The 19,150-nt window shown below is 72.5% G+C and carries 14 protein-coding genes; 11 read left to right on the top strand and 3 right to left on the bottom strand.

What is annotated here, in order from left to right; genetic code table 11:
- Positions 1-27: 27 nt before the first annotated feature.
- The 4 genes from ACFWA7_RS09610 to ACFWA7_RS09625 all read left to right on the top strand — a co-directional run bounded on the left by ACFWA7_RS09610 (position 28) and on the right by ACFWA7_RS09625 (position 4,241).
- A complete protein-coding gene (locus ACFWA7_RS09610) occupies positions 28-540 on the top strand; it encodes a hypothetical protein (protein ID WP_385536483.1) in 513 nt (170 codons plus the stop codon).
- A 205-nt stretch (positions 541-745) separates the two neighbouring features.
- Positions 746-2,980, top strand: coding sequence for an MMPL family transporter (locus tag ACFWA7_RS09615; protein WP_385822016.1), 2,235 nt, complete (start codon positions 746-748; stop codon positions 2,978-2,980).
- An 11-nt stretch (positions 2,981-2,991) separates the two neighbouring features.
- A complete protein-coding gene (locus ACFWA7_RS09620; RefSeq protein ID WP_385536479.1) occupies positions 2,992-3,561 on the top strand; it encodes a GNAT family N-acetyltransferase in 570 nt (189 codons plus the stop codon).
- 35 nt (positions 3,562-3,596) lie between these two features.
- Positions 3,597-4,241 (top strand): hypothetical protein, encoded by a 645-nt coding sequence (locus ACFWA7_RS09625; protein WP_385822018.1) that lies wholly within the window; start codon positions 3,597-3,599, stop codon positions 4,239-4,241.
- Between the two features lie 4 nt (positions 4,242-4,245).
- Here the strand turns inward: ACFWA7_RS09625 and ACFWA7_RS09630 are convergent, their stop codons facing one another.
- On the bottom strand, positions 4,246-4,947 hold the full coding sequence (locus ACFWA7_RS09630) for an SIMPL domain-containing protein (RefSeq protein ID WP_385822020.1): 702 nt from the start codon (positions 4,945-4,947) through the stop codon (positions 4,246-4,248).
- Between the two features lie 231 nt (positions 4,948-5,178).
- On the opposite strand from ACFWA7_RS09630, the gene ACFWA7_RS09635 reads away from it, so the two are divergent.
- Positions 5,179-5,406 (top strand): hypothetical protein, encoded by a 228-nt coding sequence (locus ACFWA7_RS09635; RefSeq protein ID WP_385822023.1) that lies wholly within the window; start codon positions 5,179-5,181, stop codon positions 5,404-5,406.
- Between the two features lie 18 nt (positions 5,407-5,424).
- Complete coding sequence (locus tag ACFWA7_RS09640) at positions 5,425-8,532, top strand: AAA family ATPase (RefSeq protein WP_385822026.1); 3,108 nt, start codon at positions 5,425-5,427, stop codon at positions 8,530-8,532.
- Positions 8,533-8,574: 42 nt separating this feature from the next.
- Here ACFWA7_RS09640 and ACFWA7_RS09645 read toward each other — a convergent pair whose 3' ends face one another.
- Both ACFWA7_RS09645 and ACFWA7_RS09650 read right to left on the bottom strand, forming a co-directional pair.
- A complete protein-coding gene (locus ACFWA7_RS09645) occupies positions 8,575-9,732 on the bottom strand; it encodes a PQQ-dependent sugar dehydrogenase (protein ID WP_385822029.1) in 1,158 nt (385 codons plus the stop codon).
- Between the two features lie 207 nt (positions 9,733-9,939).
- Positions 9,940-10,941: an aldo/keto reductase gene (locus ACFWA7_RS09650; RefSeq protein ID WP_385536467.1), complete on the bottom strand. Its 1,002-nt coding sequence runs from the start codon at positions 10,939-10,941 to the stop codon at positions 9,940-9,942.
- Positions 10,942-11,024: 83 nt separating this feature from the next.
- Between ACFWA7_RS09650 and ACFWA7_RS09655 the strand changes: the two genes are divergently transcribed.
- The 5 genes from ACFWA7_RS09655 to ilvC all read left to right on the top strand — a co-directional run bounded on the left by ACFWA7_RS09655 (position 11,025) and on the right by ilvC (position 19,033).
- Positions 11,025-11,963: a 2-hydroxyacid dehydrogenase gene (locus ACFWA7_RS09655; RefSeq protein ID WP_385822032.1), complete on the top strand. Its 939-nt coding sequence runs from the start codon at positions 11,025-11,027 to the stop codon at positions 11,961-11,963.
- Between the two features lie 468 nt (positions 11,964-12,431).
- On the top strand, positions 12,432-15,281 hold the full coding sequence (locus tag ACFWA7_RS09660; protein ID WP_385536581.1) for a putative bifunctional diguanylate cyclase/phosphodiesterase: 2,850 nt from the start codon (positions 12,432-12,434) through the stop codon (positions 15,279-15,281).
- 229 nt (positions 15,282-15,510) lie between these two features.
- Positions 15,511-17,379: an acetolactate synthase large subunit gene (locus ACFWA7_RS09665; RefSeq protein WP_385536463.1), complete on the top strand. Its 1,869-nt coding sequence runs from the start codon at positions 15,511-15,513 to the stop codon at positions 17,377-17,379.
- 23 nt (positions 17,380-17,402) lie between these two features.
- Complete coding sequence (gene ilvN / locus ACFWA7_RS09670; protein WP_358836664.1) at positions 17,403-17,930, top strand: acetolactate synthase small subunit; 528 nt, start codon at positions 17,403-17,405, stop codon at positions 17,928-17,930.
- Between the two features lie 101 nt (positions 17,931-18,031).
- Entirely contained in the window at positions 18,032-19,033 is a 1,002-nt protein-coding gene (ilvC, locus tag ACFWA7_RS09675; protein ID WP_385536461.1) for a ketol-acid reductoisomerase, read from the top strand.
- Positions 19,034-19,150: the final 117 nt, after the last annotated feature.

Genomic DNA, 19,150 nt, shown 5'->3' on the forward strand with positions numbered 1-19,150 from the left:
TTACAGAACGTCTATAGGGTGCCGAGCGTGGACGGGCGAGAAGCGGTGAGAGTGCTCGGGCGGCGTACGGCGCTGCGGTATCTGGCGCTGGGGACGGCGGCCAGTGCGGTGTCGGCCTGTACCGGCGCGGGGGCGGCGGAGGGGCCCCGCAAGCAGGCGCTGAAGGCGTTCATGAAGGGCGAGTGGGCCTACCGCTCGAACCAGAACCACCAGGGCGTTCTGACGGTCAACCCCGACGGCCACTGGTCTGTCACTCAATGGGGTGGAATGTCCGGTCAGTGGATGCTCGACGGCGCCGTCCTCTCGGTGAGCACCGACGCCCCCGCCGGAGACGCGGAGTCCGAGGAGCAGGAAGCCTTCACGTTGACGAGCATGCCGGAGAAGGTCACCCGGTCGTTCTCCGAGCTCTTCACGCTCTCCGGCGGCTGGTCGAGCATCGGCACCGCCGTCGAGGCCCGCTACAGCAAGGGCGTCCTCGCCCTCGCCTTCCGGGGCGACGGCGCCGAGGACCTGCTCGTCACCTGCGCCCGCCGCAAGTGACCGACAGGGGCCGCTGGGGCCCCTGCCCGCAGTGACCGGTGAGTAATCCCGCACTGCCCTGTGAGTAACCCCACGAAACGGGCAAACGATCACTATTCGCTGTCAGAGTTGCAGCGCGTAGAGGTCATGCGTTCTTTGCGGGCTGTTCAAGTCGTACCGGCTGTTCCCGGGCAAAGATCCACGAACCATCCAGGGAGCACCTTCGTTGGCAGCCATCGCACGGTGGTGCATCAGGCACCGCCTCGTCGCCGTCCTGCTCTGGCTCCTCGCGTTCGGCGGCGCCACGGCCGCCACCGCCGTCGCCGGCTCCGCGTACTCCAACGACTACGAAGTCCCGGGCACCGAGTCCGGCCGCGCCACCGCCCTGCTCGACGCCGGATTCCACGGCGGCCTCGGCGGCGACACCGACACGGTCGTCTGGCGCACCGACACCGGATCCGTACGCGCCCCCGACGTACAGCAGCGCGTGTCCAAGGCCCTCGGCACGGTCGCGAAGCTCCCCGGTGTGGCCTCCGTGACCGGCCCGTACGGCCGCGACGGCGGCGCGCAGATCAGCGCCGACGGGCGCACCGGCTACGCCTCCGTCACCTTCGACCACGCCGCCGACGAGATCCCCGAGGCCCAGGCGCGGGCCGTCGTCGACACCGCGACGGCCGCCTCCGCCGACGGCCTCCACGTCGCGGTAGGCGGCAGCGCCGCCGCGCTCACCGAGACCAGCTCCGCGCACCTCAGTGAGATCGTCGGCGTGGTCGTCGCGGCCGTGGTCCTCTTCCTCGCCTTCGGCTCGCTCGCCGCCAGCATCCTGCCCATCGTCACCGCGGTGATCTCCGTCGGCACCGCGTACGCGGGCATCGGGCTGCTCGGCCACGCCATGACCGTCGCCGACTTCGCGCCCATGCTCGGCCTGCTCATCGGGCTCGGCGTCGGCATCGACTACGCCCTGTTCATCGTCACCCGGCACCGCCGGGGCCTGCGTCAGGGGCTCTCGGTCGACGAGGCGGCGACCCGGGCCGTGGCGACGACCGGGCGTGCCGTGGTCTTCGCGGGTGCGACCGTCTGCATCGCGCTGCTCGGCATGCTCATCCTGCGGCTCGGCTTCCTCAACGGGGTCGCCGTCGCGGCCTCGCTGACCGTCGTGCTCACCGTCGCCGCGTCCGTGACGCTGCTGCCCGCGCTGCTCTCCCTCATCGGGACGCGGGCGCTCAGCCGCCGCGAGCGGCGCCGGCTCGCCGAGCGGGGGCCGCAGCCGGAGCTGCCCACCGGCTTCGCGGCCCGCTGGTCCGCCTTCGTCGAGCGCCGTCCCAAGCTGCTCGGCGCGGTCGCCGCCGTGGTGATGCTGGTGCTCGCCCTGCCCACGCTCTCGCTCCATCTGGGCACCTCCGACCAGGGCAACAACCCGGCGAAGTCGACCACCCGGACCGCCTACGACCTGCTCGCCGACGGGTTCGGGCCCGGCGTCAACGGGCCGCTCACCCTCGCCGGCAAGCTCGACGGCGCCGACGACCGGCTCGCCATGGAGCGGCTGCCCGGGCTGCTGCGGTCCAGCGAGGGCGTCGCCTCGGTGAGCCCGGTGACGTACAACGCCAGCGGCGACACGGCTGTCCTCACCGTGGTGCCGGACTCGGCGCCGCAGTCCCAGGACACCAGCGCCCTCGTCGACCGGCTGCGCAACGAGGTGCTGCCGGGCGCCGAGAAGGGCACCTCGCTCGACGTCCACGTGGGCGGCGTGACCGCGAGCTACGACGACTTCGCGGGCGTGATCATCGGGAAGCTGCCGCTCTTCGTCGGTGTGGTGATCACCCTCGGCTGCGTCCTGCTGCTCCTCGCCTTCCGCTCGCTCGGCATCCCGCTCAAGGCCGCCGCGATGAACGTGGCGGCGGTGGCCTCCGCGTTCGGCATCGTCGTCGCCGTCTTCCAGTGGGGGTGGGGGAGCGAGCTGCTGGGCCTGGGCCGGTCCGGCCCGATCGAGCCGTTCCTTCCCGTGATCATGGTCTCGGTGCTCTTCGGGCTCTCCATGGACTACCAGGTGTTCCTGGTCAGCCGGATGTACGAGGAGTGGCTGGCGACCGGCGACAACCGGCGCGCGGTCCGGGTCGGCCTCGCCGAGACCAGCCGGGTGATCAACTCGGCCGCCGTGATCATGATTTCGGTCTTCCTGGCGTTCGTGCTCAGCGGCGAGCGGGTGATCGCGATGTTCGGCATCGCCCTCGCGGCGGCCGTCGCCCTCGACGCGTTCGTGCTGCGCACCCTGCTCGTACCGGCCCTGATGCACCTGCTCGGCGGCGCCAACTGGTGGCTGCCCGGCTGGCTGGACCGGCGGCTCCCCAGGATCAGCATCGAACCGCCCGAGTGCCGCCGTGCGACGATTCCGGTGCAGCGCGCGAGCGAGTCGGTGGACGAGCTCGTGGGCCAGCCGAACGGGACGACGCACGACATGTGAGGAGCAGCGGGATGTTCGCGATATCGCTGGGGGACGACGGCGCCGAGCTGCGGCCGCTGGAGCCGCACCACGCCGAGGAGTACCTCGCGCACATCGACCGGGGGCGTGACTTCATCGGGCAGTTCATCCTGCTCGCCGAGGTGAGCCAGGACCTCGAATCGTCGCGGGCGTTCCTCCAGGGGTACGCGGACAAGGCGGCCGCCGACACCGGGCGCCTCTACGGCATCTGGTCCGACGGCACGCTCGTCGGCGGTGTCCTCTTCCGTACGTTCGACGCCCGGCTCGGCACCGCCGAGGCCGGCTGCTGGCTGGAGGAGTCGGCGGTCGGGCGCGGGCTCGTCACGCGCGCGGTCCGGGTGCTGATCGACTGGGCCGTCGAGGAGCGCGGGATCCACCGCGTGGAGTGGCTCGCCGCCTCCGGCAACACCGCCAGCATCAACGTCGCCAAGCGGCTCGGGATGTCGCGGGACGGGGTGCTGCGGGAGAACTACCCGTACCGGGGCGTACGCCAGGACACCGAGGTGTGGGCGGTGCTGGCCCCGGAGTGGCGGGCGGCCCGCAAGGCGCGGCCCGTCCGTTAAGGCGCCTCTCAGAAAGGCCGCCTACCGTCCCCGGCATGACTGTCACCCCCGCCACCACCAAGACCGACAACGAAGCCGACGCCCAGGCGACGGCTGCCGAGGAGTCCGGGGCCGCTGCCGGTGACACCGCCGCGCAGACCCCGGAAGGCTCGCAGAACCACGCCGAGAAGGCGCCGCTTTCGAAGGAACCGCTCACCGACGAGGCCGAGGCCGAGGACGGCGACAGCGACGAGCTCGGCGACGAGCTCGATGACGACGTTCCGCCCGTCGCGCCCGTCCGCACCGGGATCGGCGCCGGCGCCGCCGCCGTCGTCTCCGGGGCGCTCGGCCTCGCCTCGCTCACCGGCACCTGGACGGGCAAGATCCTCTCCGAGCGGGAGACCCTGCTCGGCCAGATCAAGACCGCTCAGGGCGGCTCCGCCTCCGCGCAGATCCACGAGATCTACGGCGACTCCTGGCACACCACCGCCGCCGTCAACGGCGGCTTCGCGCTGCTCGCCCTGCTCGTCGGCGCGTTCGTCCTGGCCCGCCCGGCGTTCGGCGCCCCCGGCGCCCCGCCGCAGCCCGTCTGGGTGCGGGCGGTCGCGCTCGGCGGCCTCGTCCTCGGCGCGATCGGCCTGCTGCTCTCCGTCGGGATGTACTTCGACCTGTTCGCGACCCTGCCCTCGACCGGCTCCTGACGCCTCAGAGCGCCGGGGGCGCCATCGTGAAGCGGGCCAGGACGGCGGCGCGCACGGTCTGGCGCTGAGGCTCCAGATCGAGCTCCAGGACGGCTTCCGGCGCGCCGCCGCCGTATCCCGCCGCGCGCATCATCCCGGGCGCCGCCGCCGGATACGGCCGCGCGTCCTCGGCGCCCTCGTCGGCCAGTTCGAGCAGCGCCACCAGCTCGCTTCCGAGCGCCGTCGCGTACTCGCGGGCGCGCTCCACCGCCTGCTCGACGGCCCGGCGGCGGGCCTTCCCGTACGCGGGCGAGGCCGGGCGCAGGCCCCACCACGGGCCGTCCACCCGGGTCAGTTCGAGGGAGGCCAGGCGCGAGACGAGTTCGCCGAGCGCCGTGAAGTCTCCGAGCTCCACCGTCACCCGCACCTGCCCGTGGTACGCGCGCACCCGCTCGCCCCGGCCGTGCCTGCCCAGTTCGGGGCCGACCGAGAACGAGCCCGTCTCCAACTGCTCCACCGCCTCCCCGTACGACTTGGCGAGGTCGAGGACGGCCGCGTTGCGGCGGGTGAGGTCCTCCAGCGCGGAACGGCGGTCGGTACCGCGCGCGGTGACCGTCACACCGAGCCGGGCGATCTCCGGGTCGACGTCGAGCACCGCCTCGCCCCGGACCGCGATCCGGGGGGCGTCGGGGGTGCCGTAGGGCAGGTGCGGGGACGGCTGGGTCATCTCGGCTCCCTGGGGTGGCTGGGTGCGGCCCACTCTTCCACCGGCCCTGCCCCCAAGGCATCCACCGGACGCCCAAGTCCCCTGCCCGACGTCTAAGTCGCTCGCCGGGCGCCTAAGCACCCCGCCCGGCCGCCCGCCGCGCGTCTAAGGCCCCGCCGCCGTGCGGATGCGGCACTCTCCCGATGTGCCGGGACCCCCTGGGAGACGAGAGTTGAGGCATCGCAGGAAGCGATGGACCACCCACTCAAGCCCCTCACCCGGGGCACCAGGGAGCCGAAGATGTTCGCGTACGAGATGCACAAGGTGAACCAGGCCGAGCTGCTCCGCGAGGCCGCCGCCCAGCGGCTGGTCCACCAGGCCCGCGCGGCCCGCCGGGCCCGCCGGAACGCCGGTCACGAAGCCGAAGGGCGGGTGAGCCACCTCCGGGACCTGCGCGACCGTTTCGCGCACGCCGCCTGAGCGCCCACGAGAACCGCGATGACCTTGATCGTCACAACGGGTGCCGCGGGACCGGACGGCTGTGCGATGCTCGGCGACGTGGAGACCAGGTCTTTCAGCCCCGTGTTCGTCGGCCGCGCCGGTGAACTGACCGCCTTGAACGAAGCGCTCGCCCGCGCCACCGCGGGCGAGCCGCAGGCGTTGCTGGTGGGCGGTGAGGCCGGAGTGGGCAAGACCCGGCTCATCGAGGAGTTCACCAACGCCGCCTGCGACGCGGGAGCCGTGGTCGCGGTCGGCGGCTGCGTCGAAATCGGCGCCGACGGCCTGCCGTTCGCCCCGTTCTCCACCGCCCTGCGCACCCTGCGCCGCCGGCTGCCCGAGGAGCTCGCCGCGGCCGCCGAAGGCCAGGAGGAGGAGCTGGCCCGGCTGCTGCCGGAGCTCGGCGAGGCCAGCCGGGAGAGCGGCGAGGACGGCACCGCCCGCCTCTTCGAACTCACCGTACGGCTCCTGGAGCGGACCGCCGCCGACCGCACGGTCGTCCTGGTGCTCGAAGACCTGCACTGGGCGGACGCCTCCACCCGCCATCTGCTCGCCTATCTGCTGCGCACCCTGCGGCGCGGCCGGCTCGTCGTCGTCGCCACCTACCGCGCCGACGACATCCACCGCCGCCACCCGCTGCGCCCCCTGCTCGCCGAACTCGACCGGCTGCGCACGGTCCGGCGCATCGAGCTGTCCCGCTTCAACCGGGGCGAGGTCCACCACCAGCTCACCGGGATCCTCGCCGCCGAGCCCGAACAGGCGCTGGTGGACGAGATCTTCGCGCGCTCCGACGGCAACGCCTTCTTCGTGGAGGAGCTGAGCGTGTGCCACGAGTCGGGGTGCGTCCCCGGCGGCGGCCTCAGCGAGACCCTGCGCGACCTGCTGCTCGTACGGGTCGAGACGCTGTCCGAGGACGCCCAGGTCGTCGTGCGCATCCTCGCCGAAGGCGGCTCCACCGTGGAGCACCCGCTGCTCGCCGCGGTGTGCGGGCTCGCCGAGGACGACCTCAACGCGGCGCTGCGGGCGGCCGTCGGCGCCAACATCCTGCTGCCGACGGAGGACGGCGACGGCTACCGGTTCCGGCACTCGCTGGTCCGCGAGGCCGTCAGCGACGACCTGCTGCCGGGCGAGCGCTCCCGCCTCAACCGCCGTTACGCCCAGGCCCTGGAGGCCGACCCCTCGCTGGTCCGCGCCGACGAGCGCGCCACCCGCCTGGCCAGCTACTGGTACTCCGCGCACGACGCCGCCAAGGCGCTGCCCGTGGTGCTGCGCGCCGCCGTCGAGGCCCGCAAGCGGCACGCCTACTCCGAGCAGCTGCGCCTGCTCGAACGCGGTATGGAGCTGTGGGACTCGGTGCCCGCCGAAGTCCGCGCCGACCTGCGTCCGCTGGACTACGCGGGCGCCTACCCCTCGTGCGGCGGCTGCGACCCCGCCACCACTGCGCTCGGCTATCTCGACCTGCTCGCCGAGGCGGCCGTCGCGGCCCGCTTCTGCGGTGAGCGCGAGCGCGCCGTGAAGATAGCCAAGCGCGCGCTGCGGCTCATCGAGGCCGATGAGGCGGCCGCCCCGCCCGGCACCCCCCACGGCGCCCCGCTGCGGGCCGCCTGGTTCTGGACCGAGCTCTCCAAGCTGGTGCAGAACCTCGGGCGCGGCGACGGCTGGGACGAGATCGCCACCGCCCAGGAGCTGGTGCGCGGACTGCCGCCGTCCGCCGTGCACGCGGCGGTCCTGGCCACCGCCGCGGGCTGGGGCATGCTGCACCGCCCCGGCCCCGAGTCGCTCGCCGCCGCCGAACGGGCCGTGGAATACGCCAAGCTCGTCGACGCCGAGGAGACCGAGCTCAACGCCCGGCTCACCCTCGGTAGCCTGATGGTCGACGCGGGCGACATCGAGGGCGGCCTCGCCATGATGCGCGGGGTCGTCGATCGCTCGCTGGAGCTCGGTCTCGTCGGCGAGGCGGGCCGCGGCTATGTGAACCTCTCCTCCAGTCTCGAATCGGTCGGCCGCTCCCAGGAGGCCGCGCGGACCGCGGCCCAGGGCGTACGGGTGTCGCGCAAGTACGGCCTCCTGGACAACGAGGCCTGGGCCGCGGGCAACGAGTCCGACGCCCTGCTCAGCCTCGGCCGCTGGGACGAGGCCACCGAGCGCGTCGAGTGGGTCCAGCGCTCCGGGGTGAGCGGCAAACCCAGGGGCTACTCCGCACTCCGTCTTGCCCAACTGTCCTTGGTGCGCGGCGAGTTGGACCTCGCCGCCGCCCGTCTCGCCGACGCCGTCGGCTACTTCGGCGCCCGCGACCCGCTCCCGCAGAACGCGTTGCAGGTGGCCAGGGCCGAGCTGGCCGTCGCGGCCGGGCAGGGCCGGTTCGCCGACGCGCGGGCCGGGCTCGCCCGCGCGGTGGAGGCCGGCTTCCCGCCCGGCACCCAGCGGTACGGCTGGCCGCTGCTGATCGCCGCCGCCGCCGTGGAGGCCGATCTGCGCGGGCTGCCCGCCGCCGGGCCCGGCCGGGCGGAGGCCCTCGTCCTGATCCGCTCGGCGGCCCGGACGATGCCCACCCCCAGCCCGCTCGCCAAGGCGTACGCCCGGTGCGTCGAGGCGGAGCTGGCCCGCGCCGAGGGCCGGGACGACGCCGCCCGCTGGGAGGCGGCCGCCGCCGCGCTCCAGCCCCTTGAGCGCCCCTACGAACTCGCCCGGGTCTGCCACCGGTGGGCCGTCGCGCTGCTCGCCGAGGGCAACCAGCGCGACACCGTCGGCACGCTGCTGCGGCAGTCGCACTCGGCCGCCGTACGCCTCGGGGCCCGGCCGCTCGTGGAGGAGCTGGAGCTGCTGGCCCGCCGGGCCCGGCTGCCGCTCACCGCGCCGGAGCCCGCCGTCCCGGACGAGGCCGCCGACCCGGCCGGGGCGCTCGGGCTGACCAGCCGCGAGCAGGACGTCCTGCGGCTGGTCGCCGTGGGACACAGCAACCGCCAGATCGCCGAGGAGCTGTACATCTCCCCGAAGACGGCCAGCGTGCACGTCTCCAACATCCTGGCCAAGCTGGGCGTCTCGGGCCGGGGCGAGGCCGCCGCACTGGCCCACCGGCTCAACCTCTTCACGGAGCGGGCGGCCTGAGCGGGGCGCGGGGCGCGGTTCGGCGCGCCCCGTCCCGTACGCCTACGTCACCTCCAGTTCGAGGATCCTGTCGTCGCCCGGCTTCGGGGTGCCCCGGCCGTCGGTCGCGCTGGTGACCAGGAGCAGGGTGTGCGGCCCCGTCGCTGTCACCGTGCGCAGCCGTCCGTACGTGGACGTCAGGAACGCCTCGGGCCGCGCGAGCGGTCTGGTGCCGTCGAGCGGGATGCGCCACAGCCGCTCGCCGCGCAGGGACGCCATCCAGATGCTGCCCGCCGCGTACGCGATACCGCTCGGTGAGGCGTCTGCGGTCTTCCACTGCTCCACCGGGTCCACGAACCCCGGCTTGCCCCCCTTGCCCTCGACCACCGGCCAGCCGTCGTTCTCACCCGGCCCGATCACGTTCAGCTCGTCCCAGGTGTCCTGACCGAACTCCGAGGCCCACAGCCGGTTCGCGCCGTCCCAGGCGAGGCCCTGCACATTGCGGTGGCCGTACGAATACACCACCGAGTCCGCCTCCGGGTTGCCGTGCACCGGCTGTCCGTCCGGCGTCATCCGCAGGATCTTGCCGCCCAGCGACTTCTTGTCCTGCGCCAGACCCCGGTCGCCCGTCTCGCCCGTGCCCGCGTACAGCATCTTGTCCGGGCCGAAGGCGATCCGGCCGCCGTTGTGGATGGTGCCCTTGGGGATGCCCCGCAGGATGGTGTCGGGTGCGCCCAGCTGCTCGCCCGCCGGGCGCTTCTCGTCGTAGATCATGCGGGCGATGCGGTTGTCGGACTCGGTGGTGAAGTACGCGTACACCTGGTGGTCCGAGGCGTACGCGGGGGAGAGCGCGAGGCCGAGGAGGCCGCCCTCGCCGCCCGGCTCGACCCCCGGCACGCTGCCGATCACGGTCTGTTTGCCGGCCGGGTCGATCCGGCTGACCGTGCCCTCGTCGCGCGAGGCGACCAGCAGGCCCCCGTCGGGCAGCGGGGCCACGCCCCAGGGCGACTTCAGGCCCTGGGCCACGGTTCTGGTGACCTTCACCGAGCCCTTCGGCGGTGGGAGGTCGGCGGCGGGCGTGGAGGCCGAGGCCCCCGGGGAGCTGGGCGCGGGCGTCGAGCGGGCGCCGCCGTCGGGCCGCGGGGCGGTCCCGGACGAGCACCCGGCCGCGAGCACCAGCACGGCAGCGGCCAACAGGGCCGTCACAGCAGGACGTTGCACGGTTCGCTTCCTTTCGAGCGGCTGCGGTCTCTACCGTACTTACACCGCCCGAGCCGCTCAGGTTCCCGATCACGTTTCCGGCGCTCCGGGAAATCGCGGGCTTCCGCGGAAACCCGGCCGCACCCCGGCCGCCGCCCGGCCGCCGCCCGGCCGCACCCCGGCCGCCGCCCGGCCGCACCCGGGTCACCTCCAGCCCCACCCGCCCCCTCAGTCCCAGGACCCCCGCGGACCCGGCAGCCGTTCGATCTCCGCCTCGTCCCGGGCCGTCAGCGCGAGCCCGGCCGCCGCGGCGTTCTCGCGGGCCCACTCCTCGCGCTTGGTGCCCGGGACCGGCACCACGTGCGGGCCCCGGCCGAGCAGCCAGGCCAGGGCGACCTGGGCCGGGGTCACCTCGTCCCCGTGGCGCGCCGCGACCCGGCGCAGGCCCACCACCACCACCTGGTTGGCCGCCATCATCTCGGCGGTGAAGCGGGGGTGCCGGGCCCGTACGTCGTCCGGCTCGAAGCCCTGGCCCGGGGTGAGCGTGCCGGTGAGGAAGCCGTTGCCGAGCGGCATCGCGGCCAGGAAGCCCACGCCCCGCGCCGCGCACCACGGCAGCAGCGCGTCCAGCGCCTCGCGCGACCACACCGACAGCTCCGCCTGGACGGCGCTGACCGGGAAGACCTGCTGTACGCGCTCCAGTTGACGAATCGTCACTTCATAAGGGGCGCCGGACCGGCGGGCCCTCGGCGCGCCGCCTGTCGCGCACACCCCGAGCGCCCGCACCTTGCCCGCCGTCACCAGCTCCGCCATCGCGCCCCAGGTCTCCTCGACCGGCACCTCGGGGTCCGCCCGGTGCAGCTGGTAGAGGTCGATCACATCCGTCTGGAGCCGCCGCAGCGAGGCGTCGCAGGCGCGCTTCACATAGCCGGGCCGCCCATTGGCCACGACGTGCGCATCGCCGCCGACGAGCAGCCCGCACTTGGTGGCGACGAAAGCCTCGGCCCGCCGCTCCTTCAGGGCCCGGCCCACCAGCAGCTCATTCTTGAACGGGCCGTACATGTCCGCCGTGTCGAGCAGGGTGGACCCGGCGTCGAGCGCGGCGTGCACGGCGCGCAGCGAGCGGTCCCCGCGCTGCTGCGACGTGGTGTAGCCCCAGCTCATCGGCATACAGCCGAGGCCGATCGCGCCCACCTCCAGGGCCGCCGCACCGATAGTCCTGCGCTCCAACTCCCCGTACCCCTCCGTACCGCCCTGGGTGTGCCCCCCAAACTAACCTCTGGCCGCCACCGGTCCTGACATAGCCTCCCGGCATGACTGCAGACGTATGGATCCCCCTCCCGGCCGATGAGATCCCGGGCCTGCCCAACGGCCTCTCCTACCGCTTCTGGGACGGCGGTCCGGACTACCCCGCCGATCCCGCCGCCTGCGCCTTCTACGTGGTCCCGTACATGAAGGGCACCGCCACCGCGGTGCGGCCGCTCGCCGCGATGACCGGTGTACGGGTCGTGCAGACCCTGTCGGCGGGCATCGACCACGTACAGCCGGGCCTGGGCGCGCTGCCGGCGGGCGTACGGCTCTGCAACGCGCGCGGTGTGCACGAGGCGTCCACCGCCGAGCTCACCCTCGCGCTGATCCTCGCCTCGCTGCGGGGTATTCCCTCGTTCATCGCGGGGCAGGAGAAGGAGGAGTGGCGGTCCGGGTTCTATCCGGCCCTCGCCGACAAGTCGGTGCTGATCGTCGGGTACGGATCGATCGGCGCCGCCATCGAGGACCGGCTCGCGCCATTTGAATGCGCCCGGGTGGCGCGCGTGGCGCGCTCCTGGCGCACGACTGCGCGCGGCCCAGTGCATCCCCTCACCGAATTGCCCGCACTCCTCCCGGAAGCCGACGTGGTGGTCCTCTCCACGCCGCTCACCGAGCAGACGAAGGGCCTGGCGGGCGCAGAGTTCCTGGGCCGCATGAAGGACGGGGCGCTCCTGGTGAACGTGGCCCGGGGCCCGGTGGTGGACACCAAGGCGCTCCTCGCCGAGCTGGAGAACGGCCGCATCCGCGCCGCCCTCGACGTCACCGACCCCGAGCCGCTGCCCGCCGGACACCCGCTGTGGCATGCGCCGAACGTTCTGATCAGCCCTCATGTCGGGGGCTCCACTTCGGCGTTCCTGCCGCGCGCGAAGGTATTGATCGCCCGTCAGCTGACCGAGTACGCGGCCGGCCGGCCGCTGGACAACATCGTCCTGACCACCGAGTAGGGCCCCGCCGCCTTCGATTGGCAACCCTGCGCACCGGCCTGAATGCGATCCGTGTCCACAACTCCCTTGGTGGTCACGGAGCGTAGAGGAACTATGTCCCTGAGTGACGAGACTGGTGTATCGTCCCGACCGGGGGCTGCGCCGTGTGTCTGGCGGCGCGGGGGAGCGGAAGTCACAGCGAGGGGGGCGACGGGCGATGCACTGCCAATGGACCAACGATCCGACGCGGCGGAGCCGTCGACGGCTACCCCGGGGCGCACGGGCGGGGCTCCCGAGGGGCCGCAGCCGGCCCAGGATCCGCAGCCGGGCCCGCACCCGGATGCCGGCCCGGACCCGGCCGCCGGCCCGGGCGGCCCGTCCGCCCTCCCCGACCGCCCGCCCGGCGGCCGCGAGGGCCCACCCGCCGGGCCGGGGGAGCGGCCCCGGGTCGCCCCGCACCCGTACCGCGTCCGGACCCGGAGGGGCCCGGTGAGCGCCCCGGGAGTGGCGCTGCCCCACCGGCCCGGCCCCGGTGGCGGGACGGGCACGGTGCTCCAGCTCGTCCTCGCGGTGATCTGCGCGGGGTACGCGACGGGAGCGGCGCTCGGCTGGGGATCCCCGGAAGTCGCCGATGTGATGGGGGACTTCGGGCTCAGCGCCGCGGCGACGGCGGCCTCGGTCTCCTGCTTCCTCTACGCGCGCGGAAGCGCCGGGGAGGTGGAGAGCCGCTTTCGGCCCGCGTGGCTGCTCTTCTCTTTCTCTTCCGCCATGTTGGCAAGCGGCAACGGAGTCTGGGGGTGGTACCAAGTGGTCCTCGGGCAACCGGTCCCCTCGCCCTCGCTGGCCGACCTGTTCTTCCTGCTCTTCGCGCCGCCCGCGATCGTCGGGCTGCTGGTGCTGGCCAAGCGTCCGGTCACCCGGGCGGGCTGGGTCTGCCTGGCCCTGGACTCCTGGCTGATCGGCGGCTCGCTGCTGACCCTCTCCTGGAGCCTGGCCCTCGCGCACACCGCGCACTTCGAGGGCGAGAGCGTCGCCCGGGCCGCGCAGGCGCTCGCGTACCCGCTGCTCGACATCGCGCTCGTGAGCATGGTGCTCGCACTGCACTTCCGGCGCTCCTACGCCAACCGGTCGGCGATCAACACGGCCATCGCGGCGCTCGCCCTGACCGTGCTGTGCGACGCGCTGTACACCTCACCGCTGCTGCGCGAGCACTACCGCTCCGGCCAGTTCCTGGACGCGGGCTGGTTCGCCGCGTCGCTGCTGCTCGCCTACGCGCCGTGGGGCGCCCGCAAGCTCGCCCCGGGCCTCGGGTTCGCACCGCCACCGCCGCCCCGGCGGCCCGGCGCGCTGCCGGCCGGCAGGCCGATCGCGGGCTCGCTGGGGGCGCTCACGCCCTACCTCGCGGCCGCCGTGTGCACCCTGGGGATCCTCTACAACGTCATCGAGGGCCGCCGGGTCGACCGCGTGGTGGTCTTCACCGGGTGCACGGTGGTGCTCGCGCTGGTCGTACGCCAGGGGATCATGCTCGTCGACAACATCGCGCTGACCCATGAACTGGCCCAGAAGGAGAACCACTTCCGCTCCCTGGTGCAGGGCTCCAGCGACGTCATCATGATCGCCGCTCCCACCGGGATACTGCGCTACGTCAGCCCCGCCGCCGCGGGCGTCTACGGGCGGGACGCGGAGGACCTGGTCGGTTCCGAGCTGGCCTCCCTCATCCACCCCGAGGACCTGGGCCGGGTCGTGCACGAGGTGCGGCGCTTCCTTGCCGCGCCCCCGCAGGACGAGCCGGCGGGCCGGATCGAGTGCCGCTTCAGGTCGGGCACCGGCGAGTGGCTGAACGTGGAGTCGACCATCAACCGCCACCAGGGCGGCCTCATCCTCAACAGCCGGGATGTCACCGAACGGGTGCGCCTGCAGGCCCAGTTGCAGCACAACGCCGAGCACGACCCGCTCACCGACCTGCCCAACCGCGCCCTGTTCACCGAGCGCGTCCGCCAGGCGCTGAGCGGGCGCCGCGCCTCCGACCCCGGCACGGCGGTGCTCTTCATCGACCTCGACGGCTTCAAGCAGGTCAACGACACCATCGGCCACCAGGCCGGCGACGAGCTGCTGATCCAGGCGGCCCGCCGCCTCCAGGACTCGGTGCGCGCCGGGGACACCGCGGCCCGTCTCGGCGGCGACGAGTTCGCCGCCCTGATCCTCGGCGACGGCGGCCGCGACCGGGCGGCCCGCCAGCGCCAGGTGTACGAGATCGCCGACCGCCTGCGCCTGAAGCTCTCGCAGCCGTACCAGATCGACGGCAACGAGGTACGGGTCGCCGCCTCCATCGGCGTCGCCTTCGCCGAGAGCGACGTCAGCGCCCGCGAACTGATGCGCAACGCCGACCTCGCGATGTACCGGGCCAAGTCCGGCGGCAAGAACCGCGTCGAGATGTACGCGCCGCAGATGCAGGCCGAGGTCGTCCGCAAGACCGAGCTGGCCGCCCGGCTGCGCACCGCGCTGCACGAGGGCGAGTTCGCGCTGCTGCACCAGCCGGTGGTCAACCTCACCACCGGGCGGGTGGCCGCCGTGGCCGCGCAGGCGCGCTGGAGATCCGCCCAGGGGATCCTGTTCACCCCGGCCGAATTCCTACGGGTCGCCGACGACAGCGAGCGCACCGCGGAGCTGGGCCGCTGGCTCCTCGAAGAGGCCGTCGCGCAGGCCGCCGAGCGCGGCCGGGCCGGGCACCACACCCCGGTCGCGGTCCGCCTCCCGGCCCGCCGGCTGCTCGACAAGTCGATGCCCCTGGGCTCCGTGGAAGCCCTGCTGGCCAGGCACGGGCTGCCGTCGGGCGCCCTGGTGATCGAGCTGGCCGACAGTGATCCCAGGATCTCCTTCGACGAGCTGGAGCGACGTCTGGTGGCCCTGCGCCGGCTCGGCGTAAGGATCGCCCTCGACGGCTTCGGCAGTGGGTACGCGGCGATCAACGCCCTGCGCCGGCTCCCCATCGACGTACTGAAACTGGACAGGGGACTGGTCGAGGGCGTGGTCGAGTCCGCCCGGCTGCACAAGATCACCAGCGGGCTGCTGCGGATCGCCTGCGACCTCGGGATGCAGTCCGTGGCCGACGGCGTGGACGTGCCGGAGCAGGTCCTGGCGCTGCGGGCCATGGGATGCACCCACGGGCAGGGCATGGCCTTCTCCGGGCCGCTGGACGAGTACCGGCTGCGCCGGGCCCTGGTGCGGGGCACCTTCCCGGTGCCGGGCGGGGCCGCGTTGCCCGTGCTCAGCGGCCGGGCGCTGCCCTCCGTCCGGGTCAACCACTCAAATAGTGAGACACCCGTCCCACCCACTTGACACTACCGGGGCGCCGGGGGGAGGGTCATTGCCATGCGCACCCGAATTCTCGTACTTGGAAAGCGCGTCGGCTGAAGCCGGGCCCGCACGCGGGCCCAGTGGACCACACCCCGACGCGCTCCCCTCGCTTGCCTCACGGCACGAGGGGTTTTTTGTTGCACTGGCACCCCTGAAGCACGACAGCGATCTCGACCAAACCCCTGCAAAAACCCTCAGCTTCGAGAAGAGAATGCCGATGACCGAGCAGGCCACCGGGGCCCACCACCCGCAGCCGCGGGCCCGTAACGGCGGACACCACGCCGCCACCGTTGAGCACGTCACGGGCGCGCAGTCCCTCATCCGCTCTCTTGAGGAAGTCGGGGCCGAGACCGTTTTCGGCATTCCGGGCGGCGCGATCCTCCCGGCGTACGACCCGATGATGGACTCCACCCGGGTCCGCCACGTCCTGGTCCGCCACGAGCAGGGCGCCGGTCACGCCGCCACCGGCTACGCGCAGGCCACCGGCAAGGTCGGCGTCTGCATGGCGACCTCCGGCCCCGGCGCCACCAACCTGGTCACGCCGATCGCGGACGCCCACATGGACTCCGTCCCGCTGGTCGCGATCACCGGCCAGGTCTCCTCCAAGGCGATCGGCACCGACGCCTTCCAGGAGGCGGACATCGTCGGTATCACCATGCCGATCACCAAGCACAACTTCCTGGTCACCAAGGCCGAGGACATCCCGCGCACCATCGCGGAGGCCTTCCACATCGCCTCCACCGGCCGCCCGGGTCCCGTCCTGGTCGACATCGCCAAGGACGCCCTCCAGGCGCGCACCACCTTCTCCTGGCCGCCGCACATGGACCTGCCGGGCTACCGCCCGGTCACCAAGCCGCACGCCAAGCAGATCCGCGAGGCGGCCAAGCTGATCGTCCAGGCCAAGCGCCCGGTCCTGTACGTCGGCGGCGGCGTCCTGAAGGCCGGCGCGACCGCCGAGCTGAAGGTCCTCGCGGAGCTCACCGGAGCGCCCGTCACCACCACCCTGATGGCGCTCGGCGCCTTCCCCGACAGCCACCCGCTGCACGTGGGGATGCCCGGTATGCACGGCGCGGTCACCGCCGTCACCGCGCTGCAGAAGGCGGACCTGCTGGTCGCGCTCGGCACCCGCTTCGACGACCGGGTCACCGGCAAGCTGGACAGCTTCGCCCCGTACGCGAAGATCATCCACGCGGACATCGACCCGGCCGAGATCGGCAAGAACCGCGAGGTCGACGTGCCGATCGTGGGCGACGCCCGCGAGGTCATCGCCGATCTGGTGCAGGCCGTCCAGGCCGAGCACACCGAGGGCCACACCGGTGACTACACCGCCTGGTGGAACGACCTCAACCGGTGGCGCGAGACCTATCCGCTCGGCTACGACCAGCCGGACGACGGCACCCTCTCGCCGCAGCAGGTCATCCAGCGCATCGGCGAGCTCTCCCCCGCCGACACCATCTACGCGGCAGGCGTCGGCCAGCACCAGATGTGGGCCGCCCACTTCATCAACTACGAGCGCCCCGCCACCTGGCTGAACTCCGGCGGCGCCGGAACGATGGGGTACGCGGTCCCGGCGGCCATGGGCGCCAAGGCCGGAATGCCGGACCGCCCGGTCTGGGCGATCGACGGCGACGGCTGCTTCCAGATGACCAACCAGGAGCTCACCACCTGTGCGCTCAACAACATCCCGATCAAGGTCGCCATCATCAACAACGGCGCCCTCGGGATGGTCCGCCAGTGGCAGACCCTCTTCTACAACCAGCGCTACTCCAACACCGTGCTGCACAGCGGCCCGGAGGACGGCATCGCCGAACAGGGCAAGCCCAGCGGCGGCACCCGCGTCCCGGACTTCGTGAAGCTGTCGGAGGCCATGGGCTGCTACGCGATCCGCTGCGAGCGCCCGGAGGACCTGGACAAGGCCATCGAGGAGGCCAACTCCATCAACGACCGCCCGGTCGTCATCGACTTCATCGTCCACGAGGACGCGCAGGTGTGGCCGATGGTCGCCGCAGGCACCTCCAACGACGAGGTCATGGCCGCCCGGGGCGTCCGTCCCGACTTCGGCGACAACGAAGACGACTGAGAGAGCAGAGAGAGACCGTCACCATGTCTACCAAGCACACGCTCTCCGTCCTGGTGGAGAACACCCCCGGCATCCTCGCCCGGATCGCCGCGCTCTTCTCCCGTCGCGGCTTCAACATCGACTCGCTCGCGGTCGGTGTCACCGAACACCCCGACATCTCCCGCATCACCATTGTGGTCAATGTCGAGGACCTGCCCCTGGAGCAGGTGACGAAGCAGCTCAACAAGCTGGTCAACGTCCTGAAGATCGTCGAACTCGAGCCCAGCGCTGCGATCCAGCGTGAACTCGTTCTGGTGAAGGTGCGTGCCGACAACGAAACGCGCTCCCAGATCGTCGAGATCGTCCAGTTGTTCCGTGCCAAGACCGTCGACGTCTCGCCCGAGGCCGTGACCATCGAGGCCACCGGCGGCGCCGACAAGCTGGAGGCGATGCTCAAGATGCTGGAGCAGTTCGGCATCAAGGAGCTCGTCCAGTCCGGGACGATCGCCATAGGGCGCGGCTCGCGGTCCATCACCGACCGCAGCCTGCGGGCCCTGGACCGCTCGGCCTGAACCCGCCCCCTCGCGGTGTTCGTATCGCGAGACTCAAAACTTCCCGACGCATCCCCGCCGTACGGTGGGACGCAACACCAGCACACCAAGGAGATATCCCAGTGGCCGAGCTGTTCTACGAGGACGACGCCGACCTGTCCATCATCCAGGGCCGCAAGGTCGCGGTGATCGGTTACGGCAGCCAGGGCCACGCCCACGCGCTGTCGCTCCGTGACTCGGGTGTCGACGTCCGCGTCGGTCTGCACGAGGGCTCCAAGTCCAAGGCCAAGGCCGAGGAGCAGGGCCTGCGCGTGGTCACGCCCGCCGAGGCCGCCGCCGAGGCCGACGTCATCATGATCCTGGTCCCGGACCCGATCCAGGCCCAGGTCTACGAGGAGTCCATCAAGGACAACCTGAAGGACGGCGACGCGCTGTTCTTCGGCCACGGCCTCAACATCCGCTTCGGCTTCATCAAGGCCCCCGAGGGCGTCGACGTCTGCATGGTCGCCCCCAAGGGCCCGGGCCACCTGGTCCGCCGCCAGTACGAGGAGGGCCGCGGCGTCCCGTGTATCGCGGCCGTCGAGCAGGATGCGACCGGCAACGGCTTCGCGCTCGCGCTCTCGTACGCCAAGGGCATCGGCGGCACCCGGGCCGGCGTCATCAAGACGACCTTCACCGAGGAGACCGAGACCGACCTCTTCGGCGAGCAGGCCGTGCTCTGCGGCGGTACGTCCGCGCTGGTCAAGGCGGGCTTCGAGACCCTCGTCGAGGCGGGCTACCAGCCGGAGATCGCCTACTTCGAGTGCCTCCACGAGCTGAAGCTCATCGTCGACCTGATGTACGAGGGCGGCCTGGAGAAGATGCGCTGGTCGGTCTCCGAGACCGCCGAGTGGGGCGACTACGTCACCGGCCCCCGCATCATCACCGCCGACACCAAGGCCGAGATGAAGAAGGTCCTCACGGAGATCCAGGACGGCACGTTCGCCAAGAACTGGATGGACGAGTACCACGGCGGTCTGAAGAAGTACAACGAGTACAAGACCCAGGACGAGAACCACCTCCTGGAGACCACCGGCAAGGAGCTGCGCAAGCTCATGAGCTGGGTGGACAACGAGGAGGCGTAAGCCTCCGGGCCGACGGGGGCGGACATCGCGGCCGGCCCCCTCGCCGCCCTGGAAACCCCGTCCAAACCCAACCGGGGTTCGGTGCGCCCCGGCGGAGAACCCCCCCTTGAGCACCCC

It is taken from the genome of Streptomyces sp. NPDC059994 (assembly GCF_042737755.1).
Taxonomy (GTDB): Bacteria; Actinomycetota; Actinomycetes; order Streptomycetales; family Streptomycetaceae; genus Streptomyces.